Origin of the sequence: Flavobacterium sp. EDS (assembly GCF_020991525.1) — a bacterium.
In the GTDB taxonomy this organism is placed as follows: Bacteria; Bacteroidota; Bacteroidia; order Flavobacteriales; family Flavobacteriaceae; genus Flavobacterium.
This window is the reverse complement of sequence record NZ_JAJMOZ010000001.1, coordinates 244,139-261,487: the sequence shown is the minus strand read 5'-3', so window position 1 is coordinate 261,487 and position 17,349 is coordinate 244,139. Positions and strand designations below refer to the sequence as shown.

Below are 17,349 nucleotides of genomic sequence, written 5' to 3'. Positions count from 1 at the left end.
TTATTTCTTTTTTACTACTGTTTTTTTCGCAACAGCTTTTTTGGTTGCTGGCGCTTTTTTAGCAGCTGTCTTTTTAACTGGGGTTTTCTTCGCAATCATTTCTTGAACTTCGGCCAATGTTAATTTTGTAGCATCAACATCTTTACTTAGTTCAATTTTAATTTTACCTTTTGTGATAACTGAACGCCCCCAACGTGCTTTTTCAACCAAGATTCCTTCTTCTTCCCAGTTATGAAGTACTTTATCAATATTTTTCTGAAGCTTATCTTCAATTAACGCCTCTATATCTGATTGTGACAAATTATCAAAATCGTATTTCTTACTTACATTAATAAACAATCCATTCCACTTAATGAACGGACCAAAACGCCCTACTCCTTTTTGTACACCTTCACCTTTATAAACAGCGATAGGCGCATCAGCAAGTGCTTTTTCATCTATTAATTCTTGAGCCCTAGTAATTGTCACATCCAAAGGATCTTCTCCTTTTGGCAACGAAATAAACACGCTTCCATGACGAACATAAGGTCCGTAACGTCCATTACTTACTTCAACTTCTTCTCCTTTATATTCACCTAATTTTTTAGGCAATAAAAACAAATTTAAAGCTTCCTCTAAAGTTATATTCCCAATATTTTGGTCTGCCATTAAACTAGCAAACTTTTTATCTTCGTCATCCGGCTCTCCAATTTGCGCCATTGGACCAAATTTCCCTAAACGAACTGACACTGGTCTTCCTGAAACTGGATCTTTACCTAATATTCTTTCTCCACTTTCTCTTTCAGCATTTGCCTCAACATCTTTTACATTTGGATGAAATTTATCATAAAACTCCTGCATCATTTGTGCCCAATCAATATTTCCTTCAGCAATTTCATCAAAATCTTGCTCTACTTTTGCCGTAAAGTTATAATCTAATATCGTCCCAAAATTCTTAACCAAGAAATCAGTAACAATTGTTCCGATATCAGTCGGAACCAACTTCCCTTTATCCGAACCTGTATTTTCTTTAAGCAACTTCTCTCCTACCTTGTTAGATTGTAGCGTAAGTTGTGTATAATTACGTTCTTGCCCATCAAGATTACCTTTCTCAACATAATTTCTATTAATGATTGTAGAAATTGTTGGCGCATAAGTAGAAGGACGTCCAATACCAAGTTCCTCTAATTTCTTAACCAAAGATGCTTCTGTATAACGCGCTGGTGGTCTTGAATATCTTTCTGTTGCCGTGATGTAGTTATTTATTAATTTCTCATTCACTTTCATTGCAGGCAACATTCCTTCTTGCTCCTCTTCATCATCGTCATGACCTTCAAGATATACCTTTAAGAATCCTTCAAAAAGCAAAACCTCACCAGATGCAGTAAATATTTCGCTATGATTATTAGCTTCAATTTTCACATTGGTTCTTTCCAATTGTGCATCACTCATTTGTGAAGCCAATGTTCTTTTCCAAATCAAATCATACAAACGCGCTTGATCTCTGTCGATATTTACGGTATGACGCGACATATCAGTAGGTCGAATCGCCTCATGCGCTTCCTGAGCTCCTTTGCTTTTATTTGTAAAGGTTCTCGGTTTTGAGAATTCTTTCCCGTATGATTTGATAATTTCTGCCTGAGCAGCATCCATTGCATCTTTAGAAAGATTAACACTATCGGTTCTCATATAAGTAATAAGTCCCGCTTCGTATAAACGTTGTGCTAACTGCATTGTGATTCCAACTGGCAAATACAATTTTCTCGCTGCCTCTTGTTGCAAGGTAGAAGTTGTAAACGGTGCTGTTGGTGATTTTTTAGTAGGTTTCGTTTCTAAGTCTGAAACCTTATACGAAGAACCTATATTTTTATTTAAAAAATCTTCGGCTTCTTTTTTTGTATTAAAATTTTTAGGCAATTTAGCCTTGAATGTTTTACCACTTTCATTAGTAAACTCTGCAACAACAGAATATGTCGCAACAGCTTTAAAATTCTGAATCTCACGTTCTCTTTCAACAATTAAACGCACAGAAACTGATTGCACACGTCCTGCTGATAAACCTCCTTTTATTTTTCTCCATAAAACTGGAGATAATTCATAACCAACTAATCTATCTAATACACGACGTGCCTGTTGCGCATTAACTAAGTTATAATCTATCTCTCTTGGATTTTCAATTGCTTTTAAGATTGCAGTTTTAGTAATCTCATGAAAAACAATTCGTTTGGTTTTCTTTCTATCTAACTTCAATTCCTCAGCAAGATGCCATGAAATAGCCTCACCCTCGCGATCCTCATCACTCGCCAACCAAACCATTTCGGCATTCTTAGATAATGTTTTTAGCTTGCTCACCAAAGCTTTTTTATCCGGAGAAACTTCATATTTAGGTTTAAAACCATTCTCTACATCTACACCGATTTCTTTTGAAGGCAAGTCGGCAATATGCCCATAACTTGACTCTACTTGAAAATCACTTCCTAAAAATTTCTCTATCGTTTTTGCCTTTGCAGGTGACTCAACTATCACTAAATTCTTTGCCATTACTCTATTTTTCTGGAACAAAAGTATCTATTTTTTTTAAATATTGCACTTTACTAAATTTTAAAAATATTTTATACTACTTATAAGTATACAAACACAAATGTAAAATAATATAATTTTCCTACAATATAAAATTCAAATATACCCACCCATTTATCTTATAAAATAATCGAATTTATATGTGCCCCCTCTAAACTAAAGTTTACTAGCGATAACCACGTCTATTCCAATTTCTTCCAATTTTATTTTCAACTCTGGATCGATACCTTCATCAGTAATTAACACATCTATTTTATTTAAATTACAAATTTTACCAAAACCTCTAATATTCATTTTCGTAGAATCCGCTAATACTATAACCTTTTCAGCTACTTCGATCATAGCTTGATTTAAATGTGCTTCTAAAGCATTAGATGTGCTAAGTCCGAATTCTAAATGAACTCCGTCTGTACCCAGAAATAATTTATTACATGAAAATTGACTCAAAGTCGCTTCAGCAATTGGACCAACCGCAGAAGTAGAACTATTTCGAATATCTCCACCTAATTGTATCGTATCAATATTAATTTCTTTACTAAGCTCTAAAGATACTTTTAATGAAGGAGTAAGCACTGTTAGTTTTTGGAATCCTGTAATTATTCGAGACAAATAATGAATATTCGAACCTGACCCCAATATAATGTAATCATGTTCACTAATATATTTTAAGGCTTCTTTAGCTATTTGCTTTTTTTGCTCGACCTGTAACGTTTCCTTATCACTAACATCTCTTTCAAAAGCATAAATTGGCTTTTTGCTCGCACCTCCATGTGTACGATGCAGTAACTTTTCATTTTCTAAAAAATTCAGGTCCTTTCGTATAGTTACGGTTGAAACATTAAACAATTCACACAAATCAACCACATTTACATATCCTTTTTGATCTAATTCTTTAAGTATATCCTCTTGTCTTCTGTTGATAATGGTCATAATGTCGCTTTAATATTAAGATTCTTCATGGCGAAAGATACAAAAATTAAATAATAAAATAAATTTCACTTTATTTTATTTAGTTTCGTTTAATTTCATTAAGTTTGTTATTCGAAAGCATTTTAAAGAAATACGAAACAAATAAAACTGAACAATGAAACGAATAGAACAATTAGCAAAACTAAAACAAACCTCCGAATGGGATGTAATCATTATTGGAGGAGGTGCTAGCGGACTAGGGACAGCTCTTGATGCCGCAAGCAGAGGATACAAAACTGTTTTAATTGAAGCAGTAGATTTTGCCAAAGGAACTTCTAGCAGAAGTACTAAATTAGTTCATGGAGGTGTTCGTTATCTAGAGCAAGGTGATATTTCTCTAGTAACAGAAGCTTTAAAAGAAAGAGGACTAATGGCTCAAAATGCAGGTCACCTAGTTAAAAATCAATCTTTCGTTATACCTAATTATAATTGGTGGGGAGGCTACTTCTACACTATAGGCCTTACAATTTACGACTTGCTAGCAGGAAGACTAAGTTTAGGGCGATCTAAATATATTTCAAAGAAAAAAACTATTGAATTACTTCCTACTGTAGAACCAAAAGGTCTAGTAAGCGGAGTTGTTTACCAAGATGGTCAATTTGATGATTCTCGTCTAGCTATAAACATTGCACAAACTGCAGTAGAAAATGGCGCTTGCCTTTTAAACTACGCCAAAGTTATTGGCTTATTAAAAAATGACAAAAACCAAGTTACAGGTGTTGAGATAATAGATCATGAATCTGGAGAAAAACACGAAATAAAAGGTAAAGCTGTCATAAATGCAACTGGAGTTTTCACTAATGCAATAATGAAACTAAACGACACTGTGTACAAAAAATATATTGTTCCGAGCCAAGGAATTCATCTTGTATTCGACAAATCATTTTTACCTAGCGACCAAGCATTAATGATTCCTAAAACAAGTGATGGAAGAGTGCTATTTGCTGTGCCATGGCATAATAAAGTAGTAGTTGGAACAACTGATACTTTAATTAAAAAACATAGCTTAGAGCCAATTGCATTAGAAACAGAAATTGAATTCGTATTAGAAACTGCACAAAGATTCTTAGTAAAAAAACCTACTCGCGCTGATGTTTTATCTGTTTTTGCTGGGTTAAGACCTTTGGCTGCACCAGAAAAAGAAGGAAAAAGCACCAAAGAAGTTTCTAGAAGTCACAAAATCATTGTTTCTGAAACTGGATTAATAACCATTACTGGAGGAAAATGGACTACCTACAGAAAAATTGCAGAAGACATTATAGACAAAGCAATTACTGTACATCATTTACCAAAATTAAAATGTAAAACTGAGCATATTGCAATTCACGGAAACAAACAAACCGATGCAAAAGCTAGAGAAAATCATTTATATATATACGGAACTGATATTCCTAAAATATTAGAATTACAAGAAAAAGAGCCTGAATTAAAAGAAAAGCTACATCCAGATTACGAATATACGATGGCAGAAGTAGCTTGGGCAATTCGCTATGAAATGGCTAGAACCATTGATGACGTATTAGCTAGAAGGGTTCGTTTGTTATTTTTAGATGCACGAGCTGCAATTGCTTCATGCGAAAAAGTAGCTCATTTATTAGCTAAAGAACTAGGCCACGACGAGACATGGGCTCAAAGACAAATATCAGAATTTAAACATCTTGCAAACGGATTTATTTTGTCAGATTTTCAAGAAAAACACCATTAAAAATACACCATTATGGAAAACAAATTTATCCTAACACTAGATCAAGGTACCACCTCCTCTCGAGCCATCATATTCAACCATGATGGCAAAATAGCAAGTATTTCACAAAAACCTTATGAACAAATCTTCCCAAAACCGGGATGGGTTGAACATGATCCTAATGAAATCTGGTATTCACAAATTAGCGTTGCTGCCGAAGTTATTGCAAAGATGGGGATTTCAGGAAAAGAAATTGCTGCAATCGGAATTACTAACCAACGTGAAACAACAATTGTCTGGGACAGAGAAACTAGCGAACCATTATACAACGCTATTGTTTGGCAAGATCGTCGAACAGCAAAATATTGTGACGAATTAAAAGCACAAGGCCTTACAGACATGATCCAAGAAAAAACTGGATTAAAACTAGATGCTTATTTTTCTGGAACTAAGTTAAAATGGATCTTAGATAACGTTAAAGGTGCACGCGAAAAAGCAGAACAAGGAAAACTATGCTTTGGAACTGTAGACACATGGCTAATCTGGAAACTAACCAGAGGCAAGATGTTTATGACAGATGTTTCTAACGCAAGTAGAACCTTACTAATGAACATTCACACATTAGAATGGGATAACGAATTATTGGAATTATTTAATATTCCAAAAGCAATGCTACCTGAAATAAAACAAAGTAGCGAAATATATGGTGAAACTTGTACAACATTATTTTCTACAAAAATTCCAATTGCTGGTGTAGCTGGTGACCAACAAGCTGCTCTTTTTGGACAACTATGCACAGAACCAGGAATGGTAAAAAACACATATGGTACTGGTTGTTTTATGCTAATGAATACTGGCGACAAGCCTGTTTATTCTAAAAACAATTTACTTACAACAGTTGCTTGGAAAATAAACGGCAAAACAACTTATGCACTAGAAGGAAGTGTATTTGTTGGTGGCGCAGCAGTACAATGGCTAAGAGATGGTGCGAAAATGATCGATTCATCTGATGAAATCGAAAGTTTAGCAGCAAGCGTACCTGATAATGGTGGTGTATATTTTGTCCCTGCTTTAACAGGATTAGGCGCACCTCATTGGGATCAATATGCAAGAGGAGCAATTTTTGGTATTACCAGAGGAACAACAAATGCACACATAGCACGTGCTACTATAGAAGGAATTGCATATCAAGTATTTGATCTAGCAAAATCAATGGAGGCCGACTTTGGTAACGAAGGAAAAGAACTAAGAGTTGATGGCGGAGCTGTTGTCAATAATTTAATGTTGCAATTTCAATCAGATTTATTCGGATTTAAAGTAATCAGACCTAAAACTTTAGAAACAACTGCATTAGGAGCTGCATACTTAGCAGGATTAGCTGTAGGATACTGGAAAAGCATAGACGAACTTCAAGAGCAATGGTCAATTGACCGCGAATTCTCTCCAGAAATGCCAAAAGCCGAAGTAGACAAATTGGTACACAACTGGAACAAAGCTGTAGGTCGCACTACAAACTGGATTGAAGACTAGGAAACAAACCATTAAAAAACAAGAAGATGTCACCATTTATCGCAGAAATTATCGGCACAATGCTCGTTATCTTATTAGGTAACGGAGTTGTAGCAAACGTGGTTCTTAAAGGAACAAAAGGAAACAACTCTGGATGGATAGTAATTACTACCGGATGGGCATTTGCAGTCTTTGTAGGCGTAACCGTTTCAGGACCAATTAGTGGCGCGCATCTAAACCCTGCAGTAACACTTGGATTAGCCATTATAGGAAAATTTGCTTGGAGTCAAGTTGCTTCCTACATCATCGCACAATTACTAGGAGCTATGCTCGGCGCATTCTTAGTTTGGCTATTCCATAAAGATCACTTCTCTATCACCGAGGATGAAGGCTCGAAATTAGCCTGTTTTAGTACTATACCAGCAATTAGAAACAACGTATCAAATTTAATTAGCGAAATAATCGGAGCTTTCGTTCTTATTTTCGTAATATTCTACATTGCGGGTCCAGAGCTTAGCTTTAACTCAGCCACAGATGTCAAAATAGGTCTAGGCTCTATTGGAGCTTTACCAGTTGCTATTTTAGTATGGGCAATTGGACTCTCTTTAGGTGGTACTACAGGTTACGCTATTAATCCTGCGAGAGATTTGGGCCCTCGTATCACACACGCCCTTCTTTTTAAAGGAAGTAGCAATTGGGACTATGCATGGATTCCGATTATAGGACCAATCATAGGATCAGGTTTAGCAGCACTCTTATATATGACATTACTTTAAATATCTCTTTTATAAAATAAGAAATCATGAAAAAAACACTATTTTTCTCTATAATCTCAATTATAGGGCTAACTGGATACGCTCAAAAAACAGCGGATTCGGATAGTAGTTTCGTTTCAACAGAAAACACAGAACCATCCCGTTTAGACTTTAATGTTGACTTAAAAACAAGCCACCTATGGAGAGGACTTGTCATTAATGACGGTATGACTGCTACTGGAAATATTCATTACACATTTGATAAAAAAAGAAATTTTACAGTCGGAATATGGGGTGGTGCAGGATTTGACGGGAAATACCGTGAAATAAACTACTACATTCAATATCAAAAAAATAATTTTTCAATTGGATTATGGGATTTGTTTAATACTACTGGTATAGAAAACCCTGAAGTATTTAATTACAACAAACTCACATCGACGCATCTTATAGACTTAAGAACTTCGTATCGTTTCCCGAAATCTTTTCCATTGCGAGTAGAAGTTGATATAATACTTTACAGCGGTTTAAAGGACAGACAACTTAATAACAATAACAGCTACAAAAGTAAATACACAACTTATACCGAATTCAGTTATCCCGCTATCAGAAACCAAAAAGTAAATTTAGACGTTTTCTTAGGAGCAGGCTATGCGCTTAATGGAGATACTTTTCTATACTCAAATAAAACAGAAAGCAGTTTCGGTATTGTAAATACGGGAATAAAGGCAACCAAAGAAATTTCTGTTTTTAATTATAAATTACCTGTTTCAGCAACCGCAATGTGGAATCCTGAAAACAAAATTGCCAGATTGCAACTAGAAGTCAATCTGTTCTAAACTCATTTTAGGTTTTTAATTTGTTTGTTAAAACTCTCTTTAAAACAAAGAGAGTTTTTTCATGTTAAGTAAAAATACAAAAACAATGTTAAATCTTCATCTGACATCTTGTCATAATCACTCAAATAATCGTACATTTGTGTCCTTATTAAAATACACTTTTGAAAGTGACTTATGGAAAAGATTATTGAAGAAAGCAAACAAGGCGAAAGTCTTGTTTTAGAAAATAAACCTGAGAATACTAAAAAACTCTTTATAGAAAGTTATGGTTGCGCGATGAATTTTTCAGATAGCGAAATTGTAGCTTCAATTTTATCTGATGGTGGCTACAACACAACTTCGGTTCTTGAAGAAGCTGATTTGGTTCTAGTAAACACCTGTTCTATTCGTGACAAAGCTGAGCAAACTATTCGTAAACGTTTGGAAAAATACAATGCTGTAAAACGTATTAACCCAAAAATGAAAGTTGGAGTTTTGGGATGTATGGCTGAACGTTTAAAAAGTCAGTTTCTAGAAGAAGAAAAAATAGTAGATCTTGTTGTTGGCCCTGATGCTTACAAAGATTTACCTAATTTATTAAGCGAAGTCGAAGAAGGACGCGATGCTATAAACGTAATTTTATCCAAAGATGAAACTTATGGTGATATTTCGCCTGTTCGATTAATGAGCAACGGAATCACAGCATTAGTTTCGATAACCCGTGGCTGTGATAATATGTGCACCTTTTGCGTGGTACCTTTTACCCGCGGACGCGAGCGTAGCCGTGAACCTCAGAGTATTATGAATGAAATTCAAGATCTATGGAACAAAGGCTTTAAAGAAATTACACTATTAGGCCAGAACGTAGATAGTTACTTATGGTACGGTGGTGGATTAAAAAAAGACTTTGTTAGTGCATCAGATATGCAAAAGGCAACGGCAGTAAATTTCGACCAATTATTAGAAATGGTAGCCGTGACTTATCCTAAAATGCGTATTCGTTTCTCGACCTCGAATCCACAAGATATGCACGAAAGTGTTTTACATATTATTGCAAAATATCCTAACATTTGTAAACACATCCATTTACCGGTTCAGTCTGGAAGTAACAGAATCCTAAAAGAGATGAACCGACTGCATACACGTGAAGAATACATGACTTTGATTGACAAAATCAAAACAATAATTCCAAATAGTTCAATATCACAAGATATGATTGCTGGTTTCCCAACAGAAACAGAGCAAGATCACCAAGATACAATGAGCTTAATGGAATATGTAAAGTATAATTTTGGTTATATGTATTCGTATTCTGAACGTCCTGGAACTTTGGCCGGAAGAAAAATGGAAGATGATGTTACCGAAGAAACTAAAGCTAGAAGATTACAAGAAATTGTTGATTTACAACAAAAACACGCTTGGTTTCGTTCTGAAGAATTTATCGGTCAAACTGTAGAAGTTTTAGTTGAAAAAGTTTCTAAAAAATCTAAAGAAGAATTCTCTGGAAGAAATTCACAAAGTATTACTGTAGTTTTTCCTAAAGAAGATTATAAAATTGGTGATTTTGTAAATGTCAAAATCACAAGTTGCACCAGTGGTACATTAAAAGGTGAAGCGGTAGGATTGAGCAACATGAATTGATTACTTTTTTTGCCACAGATTAATAGGATTTTAAATGATTTTTATATTATTTTACCTACATTTAATCATGGAGAACAAATTAATTTATGCGACATTATAAAGAAAGTGAGACTTATAAAATTATTGGCATTTGTATGGAAGTACACCGAAATCTTGGACCAGGCTTATTAGAAATAGTTTACAAAGACGCTTTAGAAATAGAATTTAAAGAAAATAATATTCCTTTTGAAAGAGAAAAGGAATATTCAATTGAATACAAAGGCAAAGTTTTGCCTCATAAATTTTATGCAGATTTTATTATTAATGAAGATATCGTTTTAGAGGTAAAAGCAATAAAGGAATTTTCAAATGAACATATAGCTCAGATTATAAATTACATGAAGTTATCTAGCTCAGAAATAGGATTACTTGTTAATTTCCAAACAAAATCCCTTCAATACAAAAGATATATTTCATAAAACACTTAAAAAATCTGTGAAAATCATTTTAATCTGTGGCAAAAAAACAAAAATATAAATGGAGACAGTTCAAGCTATAAAACAACGTTTTGAAATTATTGGAAATGATCCTAAGCTTAATCGCGCCATAGAAAAAGCAATTCAGGTAGCACCAACCGATATTTCGGTAATGGTAACTGGAGAAAGTGGTGTTGGTAAAGAAAGTATTCCAAAAATTATACATTCACTTTCACATAGAAAACACGGAAAATATATCGCTGTAAACTGTGGTGCAATTCCCGAAGGAACTATTGATAGTGAATTATTTGGCCACGAAAAAGGAGCTTTTACTGGTGCTACAAGTACACGTGAAGGTTATTTTGAAGTTGCTGATGGTGGAACTATATTCCTGGATGAAGTTGGAGAATTACCACTAACAACACAAGTAAGATTACTTCGTGTGCTTGAAAATGGTGAATTTATAAAAGTAGGTTCATCACAAGTACAAAAAACTAATGTAAGAATTGTAGCCGCAACTAACGTAAACCTATTCAACGCTATCGAAAAAGGTAAATTCCGTGAGGATTTATACTACCGTCTGAGTACAGTTGAAATCACTTTACCTCCATTACGTGAGCGTAAAGAGGACATTCACTTATTGTTTAGAAAATTCGTATCTGATTTTGCTCATAAATACAAAATGCCTCCATTAAAACTGGATGATGATGCAGTTCAACTATTACAAAAATTTAGATGGAACGGTAACGTTCGTCAATTACGAAATGTAGCCGAGCAAATTTCAGTTCTAGAAACGAATCGGGATATCACTCTTGCAACATTACAATCTTATCTACCAACAGAAGGTCCAAATTTACCTTCCGTAATTAATGAGAAGAAAAATGATAGCGACTTTAATACCGAAAGAGAGATTTTATACAAAGTTCTTTTTGACATGAAAAGTGATTTGCATGACTTAAAAAAACTTACACTTGAGTTAATGCAAAATGGTAATGCAAATGTACAAGAAGCCAATAAAAACTTAATCAAAAAAATATATGGTTCACAAGAAAATGATAGTGAAATTGATTTTGAAGAAGAACCAAGAACTGCTGTTATGACCACTCCTAGTCGGGAGGAACAATACCAGTCTTCTAATGAAGATAATTATTTATTTGCAGAAACAATCGAAGAAGAAGAGGTTTTACGATTGGAGCAAAAAGAAATCGAAATGATTAAAAAATCATTAGAAAAAAACAAAGGAAAACGAAAAGCCGCAGCAGACGAACTAGGGATTTCGGAACGAACTTTGTATAGAAAAATAAAACAATTTGATTTGTAAAATAACACATTCAAATTGTGTAAAAATTGACAACTAAAATAAATACCTTTGGGGCTTTTAAAAAATAAAATGAGAAATATACAGTACCTAATTATAATTGTAATTGTTTTTACTTTTAGTAGCTGTTCCGTTTACAACTTTACAGGAACGGGTAAAATAGATGCAAAAACATTTCAAGTAAATTACTTCCAGAACAACGCTGATTTAATTGAACCAGGATTAGATCGTACTTTTACTTTACAATTACAAGATTTAATCCAAAACCAAACCAACTTAAACTTAGTGAGTTCAGGTGCGGATTTAATGTACGAAGGAGAGATTACAGATTACAGAATTAGTCCGATGACTGCAACTGCAGATCAACAGGCATCACAAAACAGATTAAAAATTCGTGTAAACGTACGATTCACTAATAGAAAGAAAGAAACAGATGATTTTGAAAAATCATTCGAATTTTATTATGACTACCCGGCACGAGATCAACTTATAGGGCCAATAAAAGATACAGCTATAAAAGAAATTCTTGACCGTATTACCCAAGATATATTTAATGAGTCATTAGCAAAATGGTAAAAAGGTTAATTCGTTTAATTGGTTAATCGTTAATTCGATTCAAAAAAAGACGAGTATACAAATAAACAATTTAAACGATTAAATAACAGAATATAATGAATGTTAACGATTATACTTACCTAATAAATAGACCCGATGCTATTTCCGAAAAGCAAACGGATGAATTAGGTAATGTATTGAATGAATTTCCTTATTTCCAAAGTGCAAGAGCATTGCGATTAAAAGGACTTTATAGTCAAAACAGTTTTAAGTATAATTATGCCTTAAAAGTTACTGCTGCACATACAACAGATAGAGCTATTTTATTTGACTTTATAACATCTGAAACTTTTTCAACCATTCAAAAAGAATATTACGACAAGAAAGCTTTAGCTCTTTTGGATATAAATGTTATTGATAGCGAACATCTTTTACCTGAAGTTCTAATTGAAGACGAAACAATAGAAGTGATAGAAAAAGTAGAACCTATAAAAATTATAGATCCTATCGAACAATCTATCCTTACTTCTATAAAAGAAGCTTCAATTCCTACTATCGAAGTAAATTTAGAAAGTACTGAACAGGCCATAGAAATTGCAGAACAAAATCTAGAATTAGGGAAACCTCTGGATTTTACTGCAAAAGAAAAACATTCCTTCCAAGAATGGCTTCAACTTTCTAGAACAGAACCTATTGAACGAAAAGAGGAAAAGAAGAAAGAAAACAAAGAAGAAAAACAAGAAGTTCCTCCTATTGAAATAGACAATTCTTTAATCGAAATCAACGAAGAAAAAAAGAAAAAAGCGGAATTAATCGATAAATTCATCGAAACTAGTCCAAAAATTTCTCCTGTAAAATCTACTACAACAGTTGCAGCTAACATTCAGATAGACATCAATAGAGATGACAATTCTTACTTAATGACTGAGACTTTAGCTAAGGTATATTTAGAACAAAAAAAATACACTAAAGCAATACAAGCATATGAAATATTAATTTTGAAATATCCAGAAAAAATTAGTTTCTTTGCAGACCGTATATCGGATATTAAGACATTACAACAAAATAACAATAATAATTAAACAATGAGCACATTTTCAATTTTTTTAGTTTTAATCACAATAGTTTGTTTTCTATTGATCGTAGTAATCATGGTTCAAAACCCTAAAGGTGGAGGATTATCTTCAACAATTAGTGGATCTCAAATGTTAGGTGGTGTACAAAAAACAACTGACTTTTTAGACAAAAGTACTTGGACATTAGCAACAATCTTAATTGCATTAATCTTGCTTTCTAGTTTAAGTTTCACAGGATCTTTAAGTGATGTAGAATCTAAACTTATCGAGAAATCTGCTACTACAGCTCCAAGCACAACGCCTGCTGCTCCAGTTCAAGAAACACCTGCTGCGACTAACCCAGCAAAATAATACATTCTTTATAGAATACAAAAATGCCAGCCTGTCAAAGCTGGCATTTTTTATAAGAAATAATGTCAGTTTATTCAAGGTGGCACAGTTTCTGAAAGTTTATAAACAAACAAAAATTATAAACATAACATAATTATAAAATCATGACTTTAAACATTAAACCGCTTTCAGATCGCGTACTTATTGAGCCAGTTGCAGCAGAGACTAAAACTGCGTCAGGGATTTTTATTCCAGATACTGCCAAAGAAAAACCGCAAAAAGGGACTGTTGTAGCTGTAGGAAATGGTACTAAAGACCATACTATGACTGTTAAAATTGGAGATACAGTACTTTATGGTAAATATGCAGGGACTGAATTAAAACATGAAGGAACTGATTATTTGATTATGCGTGAAGACGATATCTTAGCGATAATCTAAAAAGCATAAGTCTCTAGAATTAAGTATCAGGTAAAACCTGAAACAACTCAAACCTTAAACTAAATTAAAAGAAATGGCAAAAGATATAAAATTTGATATTGAAGCACGTGACGGATTAAAGCGTGGTGTTGATGCATTGGCAAATGCAGTAAAAGTAACTTTAGGACCAAAAGGACGTAACGTAATCATTGGAAAATCTTTTGGTGGACCAAACGTAACTAAAGATGGTGTTACAGTTGCAAAAGAAATCGAATTAAAAGACCCATTAGAAAATATGGGAGCTCAAATGGTTAAAGAAGTAGCTTCAAAAACTAATGATTTAGCTGGAGACGGTACTACAACTGCTACGGTTTTAGCACAAGCAATCGTAAAAGAAGGTTTGAAAAACGTAGCTGCAGGAGCTAATCCAATGGATTTAAAACGTGGAATTGATAAAGCTGTTGAAACTATCGTTGCAGACTTAGCTAAACAAGCTAAAGTTGTTGGAAGTGATTCAGAAAAAATAAAACAAATTGCATCTATCTCTGCAAATAACGACGAAGTAATTGGTGAATTAATCGCTACTGCTTTCGCAAAAGTTGGAAAAGAAGGTGTTATTACTGTTGAAGAAGCAAAAGGAACAGATACATTCGTAGATGTTGTTGAAGGAATGCAGTTTGACAGAGGATACTTATCTCCATATTTCGTTACAAATCCTGAAAAAATGGAAGTAGAACTAGAGAGCCCATACATCCTTTTGTATGACAAAAAAGTTTCTTCTTTAAAAGAACTTTTACCAGTTCTAGAGCCAGTAGCTCAATCAGGAAAACCATTATTAATTATTGCTGAAGATGTTGATGGAGAAGCTTTATCAACTCTAGTAGTAAATAAATTACGTGGAGCATTAAAAATTGCTGCTGTAAAAGCACCAGGTTTTGGTGATAGAAGAAAAGCAATGCTTGAAGATATTGCTATCTTAACTGGTGGAACCGTAATCTCTGAAGAAAGAGGTTATACATTAGAAAACACTACAATCGAAATGTTAGGTACTTCTAAAAAAGTAACTATCGATAAAGACAACACTACAATTGTAAGTGGCGCTGGTGAAGCAGACATGATTAAAAATCGTGTAAACCAAATTAAAGGTCAAATGGAAGCTACAACTTCTGATTATGACAAAGAAAAATTACAGGAACGTTTGGCTAAATTAGCTGGTGGTGTTGCTGTACTTTATGTTGGTGCTGCATCTGAAGTAGAAATGAAAGAGAAAAAAGACAGAGTTGATGATGCATTACATGCTACTCGTGCTGCAGTTGAAGAAGGAATTGTTGCAGGTGGTGGAGTTGCATTGTTAAGAGCTAAAAACGCTTTAAGCGAAATAAAAGCTGACAATGCTGATGAAGCAACTGGAATTCAAATCGTTTCTCGCGCAGTAGAAGCTCCATTAAGAACTATCGTTGAAAACGCTGGTCTTGAAGGTTCTGTAGTTGTTGCTAAAGTTGCTGAAGGTACTGGTGATTTTGGATACAATGCAAAAACTGACGAGTATGTAGATATGCTTAAAGCAGGTATTATCGATCCTAAAAAAGTAACTCGTGTAGCTTTAGAAAATGCCGCTTCTGTAGCAGGTATGATCTTAACTACTGAATGCGCTTTGATTGATATTAAAGAAGACAATGCAGGCGGAAACCCAATGGGTGGAGGTATGCCAGGAATGATGTAATACTATTCCAGACTTAAGTCTAAAAATAAAATCCGAAGTTTTTTTATAGCTTCGGATTTTTTTTGCTTTGATTTGAAAATCTATTTCCCTTTTATTTCTATATTTTAAAAACAACTATTTAGCTCAAAACACAACTAAATAGCCTGTTGTAATGCAATCTTTTTATACTGTCAAGAAAGATAATCTAAGTAGCAATCAAACAGATTACCATATAATGAAGAACCCAATCTTGTCCCTGACAAAATATAGAAATAAAAAATCCGAAGTTATACACTTCGGATTTTTTATTTAAACATCTACTACTCTATTTTATCTGCCGGTCTTTTCTTTAGTAACTTCATTAAAACTGGAAAAGTCGTTATGATAACAATAATTATAATAATGTATTCGATATGTTGTTTTAAATCAACTCCTTGTTTCAAAAATATCCCATAAAGGTAATGTCCTGAAAAGATTAAGATAAAAGCCCATAAAAATGAACTTAATATATTATAAAACATAAATTTCTTTTTATCCATAGACACAATTCCTGCAACTATAGGTGCAAATGTTCTAAAAATTGGTAAAAAACGTGCATAGATTATAGCTTTACCTCCATATTTTTCAAAGAAATCTTTTGACTGCAATAAGTATTTCTTCTTAAACCAAAAAGTATCTTCTTTTTTAAATAAATAATAACCGCTTTTGGCTCCAAACCAATATCCAGTCATATTACCTAAAATTCCTGAAATAGCTACCATTAAAGAAAGAAGAAAAACATTTATAAAATCATTTTCTATATAAACCATGTTCTGAATTAATTCACGGCTATAAATTCCAGCTAAAAAAAGTAAGCTATCACCAGGTAAAAAGAAACCTGCAAAAAGTCCTGTTTCGGCAAAAACTATAAATATAACAATGTATAAACCAATTTGAACTCCACCTAAGGTAAGGGTAATATAAAACTCTGGATTAATTAATTGAGTCCAATCAAAATTATTCATATAAGCGATTTATTCGTTAAATTTATAAGTTGGTGAAAGTAATAATAAATTAGTTTAACCACAATAAATTGGGATATTTTAAAGTTTTATTAACGCTAAAAAAAGCCCCAACCCTCAGTTAAGCATCAATATTATTTTCTTTCATATTGACAGCACGCAGGAAGTCCATCATAAACATCTTGTGTAGTCTTCGCAGCATCAGTATCATGACCTACTTTAGCAATAGCATTTTTTACATCTACAAGAGAAGTTTTCTCTTCATTCAGGATTAAATTTAGTTTATGCGTACCAATATCCCATGTTGCCGATTTCACTCCCGAAACACTAAAAGCTGCTTTTTCTATTCGTTTTTTACAATCCTCGCAATTACCATTTACCTCTGTATCATACTTTGCATTTTTATTCTTTTTATCTTGTGCCTGAGCAGCAAATGAGAAAAAAGTAAGCAGTAGAACTATTATTACATTCTTATTCATCATTTTTCTATTCTTTTTTTGGAATTCGTGAGTCTTCGGTTTCATTTTGCTTTATTTTAAAGGTTTATTAAATTTATTT

At 33.5% G+C, this 17,349-nt stretch carries 16 protein-coding genes; 12 read left to right on the top strand and 4 right to left on the bottom strand.

Going from position 1 to position 17,349, the window contains the following annotated elements; all coding sequences use genetic code 11:
* Nucleotides 1-2,520, bottom strand: a complete 2,520-nt coding sequence (gene topA, locus LPB87_RS01160) for a type I DNA topoisomerase (protein ID WP_230604488.1) — start codon at nt 2,518-2,520, stop codon at nt 1-3.
* A 195-nt stretch (nt 2,521-2,715) separates the two neighbouring features.
* Entirely contained in the window at nt 2,716-3,489 is a 774-nt protein-coding gene (locus tag LPB87_RS01155; protein ID WP_230604486.1) for a DeoR/GlpR family DNA-binding transcription regulator, read from the bottom strand.
* Nucleotides 3,490-3,643: 154 nt separating this feature from the next.
* Here LPB87_RS01155 and LPB87_RS01150 point away from each other — a divergent pair, with 154 nt between their 5' ends.
* The 12 genes from LPB87_RS01150 (at nt 3,644) to groL (ending at nt 15,811) form a co-directional block, all read left to right on the top strand.
* Entirely contained in the window at nt 3,644-5,233 is a 1,590-nt protein-coding gene (locus tag LPB87_RS01150; protein ID WP_129537357.1) for a glycerol-3-phosphate dehydrogenase/oxidase, read from the top strand.
* A gap of 12 nt (nt 5,234-5,245) precedes the next feature.
* The gene (gene glpK, locus LPB87_RS01145; protein WP_129537356.1) at nt 5,246-6,742 is read left to right on the top strand and encodes a glycerol kinase GlpK; all 1,497 of its coding nucleotides are present in this window, start codon (nt 5,246-5,248) and stop codon (nt 6,740-6,742) included.
* 26 nt (nt 6,743-6,768) lie between these two features.
* Complete coding sequence (locus tag LPB87_RS01140) at nt 6,769-7,497, top strand: MIP/aquaporin family protein (protein ID WP_230604485.1); 729 nt, start codon at nt 6,769-6,771, stop codon at nt 7,495-7,497.
* A gap of 26 nt (nt 7,498-7,523) precedes the next feature.
* A complete protein-coding gene (locus LPB87_RS01135; protein ID WP_230604483.1) occupies nt 7,524-8,315 on the top strand; it encodes a hypothetical protein in 792 nt (263 codons plus the stop codon).
* Between the two features lie 174 nt (nt 8,316-8,489).
* Nucleotides 8,490-9,935, top strand: a complete 1,446-nt coding sequence (gene miaB / locus LPB87_RS01130; RefSeq protein ID WP_230604481.1) for a tRNA (N6-isopentenyl adenosine(37)-C2)-methylthiotransferase MiaB — start codon at nt 8,490-8,492, stop codon at nt 9,933-9,935.
* Nucleotides 9,936-10,021: 86 nt separating this feature from the next.
* Nucleotides 10,022-10,393, top strand: coding sequence for a GxxExxY protein (locus tag LPB87_RS01125; protein ID WP_129537352.1), 372 nt, complete (start codon nt 10,022-10,024; stop codon nt 10,391-10,393).
* A gap of 58 nt (nt 10,394-10,451) precedes the next feature.
* On the top strand, nt 10,452-11,711 hold the full coding sequence (locus LPB87_RS01120) for a sigma-54 dependent transcriptional regulator (protein ID WP_129537351.1): 1,260 nt from the start codon (nt 10,452-10,454) through the stop codon (nt 11,709-11,711).
* Nucleotides 11,712-11,780: 69 nt separating this feature from the next.
* A complete protein-coding gene (locus LPB87_RS01115; RefSeq protein ID WP_129537350.1) occupies nt 11,781-12,284 on the top strand; it encodes an LptE family protein in 504 nt (167 codons plus the stop codon).
* Nucleotides 12,285-12,379: 95 nt separating this feature from the next.
* Nucleotides 12,380-13,345 (top strand): tetratricopeptide repeat protein, encoded by a 966-nt coding sequence (locus LPB87_RS01110; RefSeq protein ID WP_230604477.1) that lies wholly within the window; start codon nt 12,380-12,382, stop codon nt 13,343-13,345.
* A gap of 3 nt (nt 13,346-13,348) precedes the next feature.
* Nucleotides 13,349-13,690, top strand: coding sequence for a preprotein translocase subunit SecG (gene secG, locus LPB87_RS01105; protein WP_129537349.1), 342 nt, complete (start codon nt 13,349-13,351; stop codon nt 13,688-13,690).
* A 143-nt stretch (nt 13,691-13,833) separates the two neighbouring features.
* A complete protein-coding gene (locus tag LPB87_RS01100) occupies nt 13,834-14,109 on the top strand; it encodes a co-chaperone GroES (protein WP_129537348.1) in 276 nt (91 codons plus the stop codon).
* A gap of 73 nt (nt 14,110-14,182) precedes the next feature.
* Nucleotides 14,183-15,811, top strand: coding sequence for a chaperonin GroEL (groL, locus tag LPB87_RS01095; protein ID WP_229990132.1), 1,629 nt, complete (start codon nt 14,183-14,185; stop codon nt 15,809-15,811).
* A gap of 299 nt (nt 15,812-16,110) precedes the next feature.
* Here groL and LPB87_RS01090 read toward each other — a convergent pair whose 3' ends face one another.
* Nucleotides 16,111-16,794, bottom strand: coding sequence for a VTT domain-containing protein (locus tag LPB87_RS01090; RefSeq protein ID WP_230604475.1), 684 nt, complete (start codon nt 16,792-16,794; stop codon nt 16,111-16,113).
* Between the two features lie 131 nt (nt 16,795-16,925).
* Nucleotides 16,926-17,315 (bottom strand): heavy-metal-associated domain-containing protein, encoded by a 390-nt coding sequence (locus LPB87_RS01085; protein ID WP_230604473.1) that lies wholly within the window; start codon nt 17,313-17,315, stop codon nt 16,926-16,928.
* Nucleotides 17,316-17,349 lie beyond the last annotated feature (34 nt).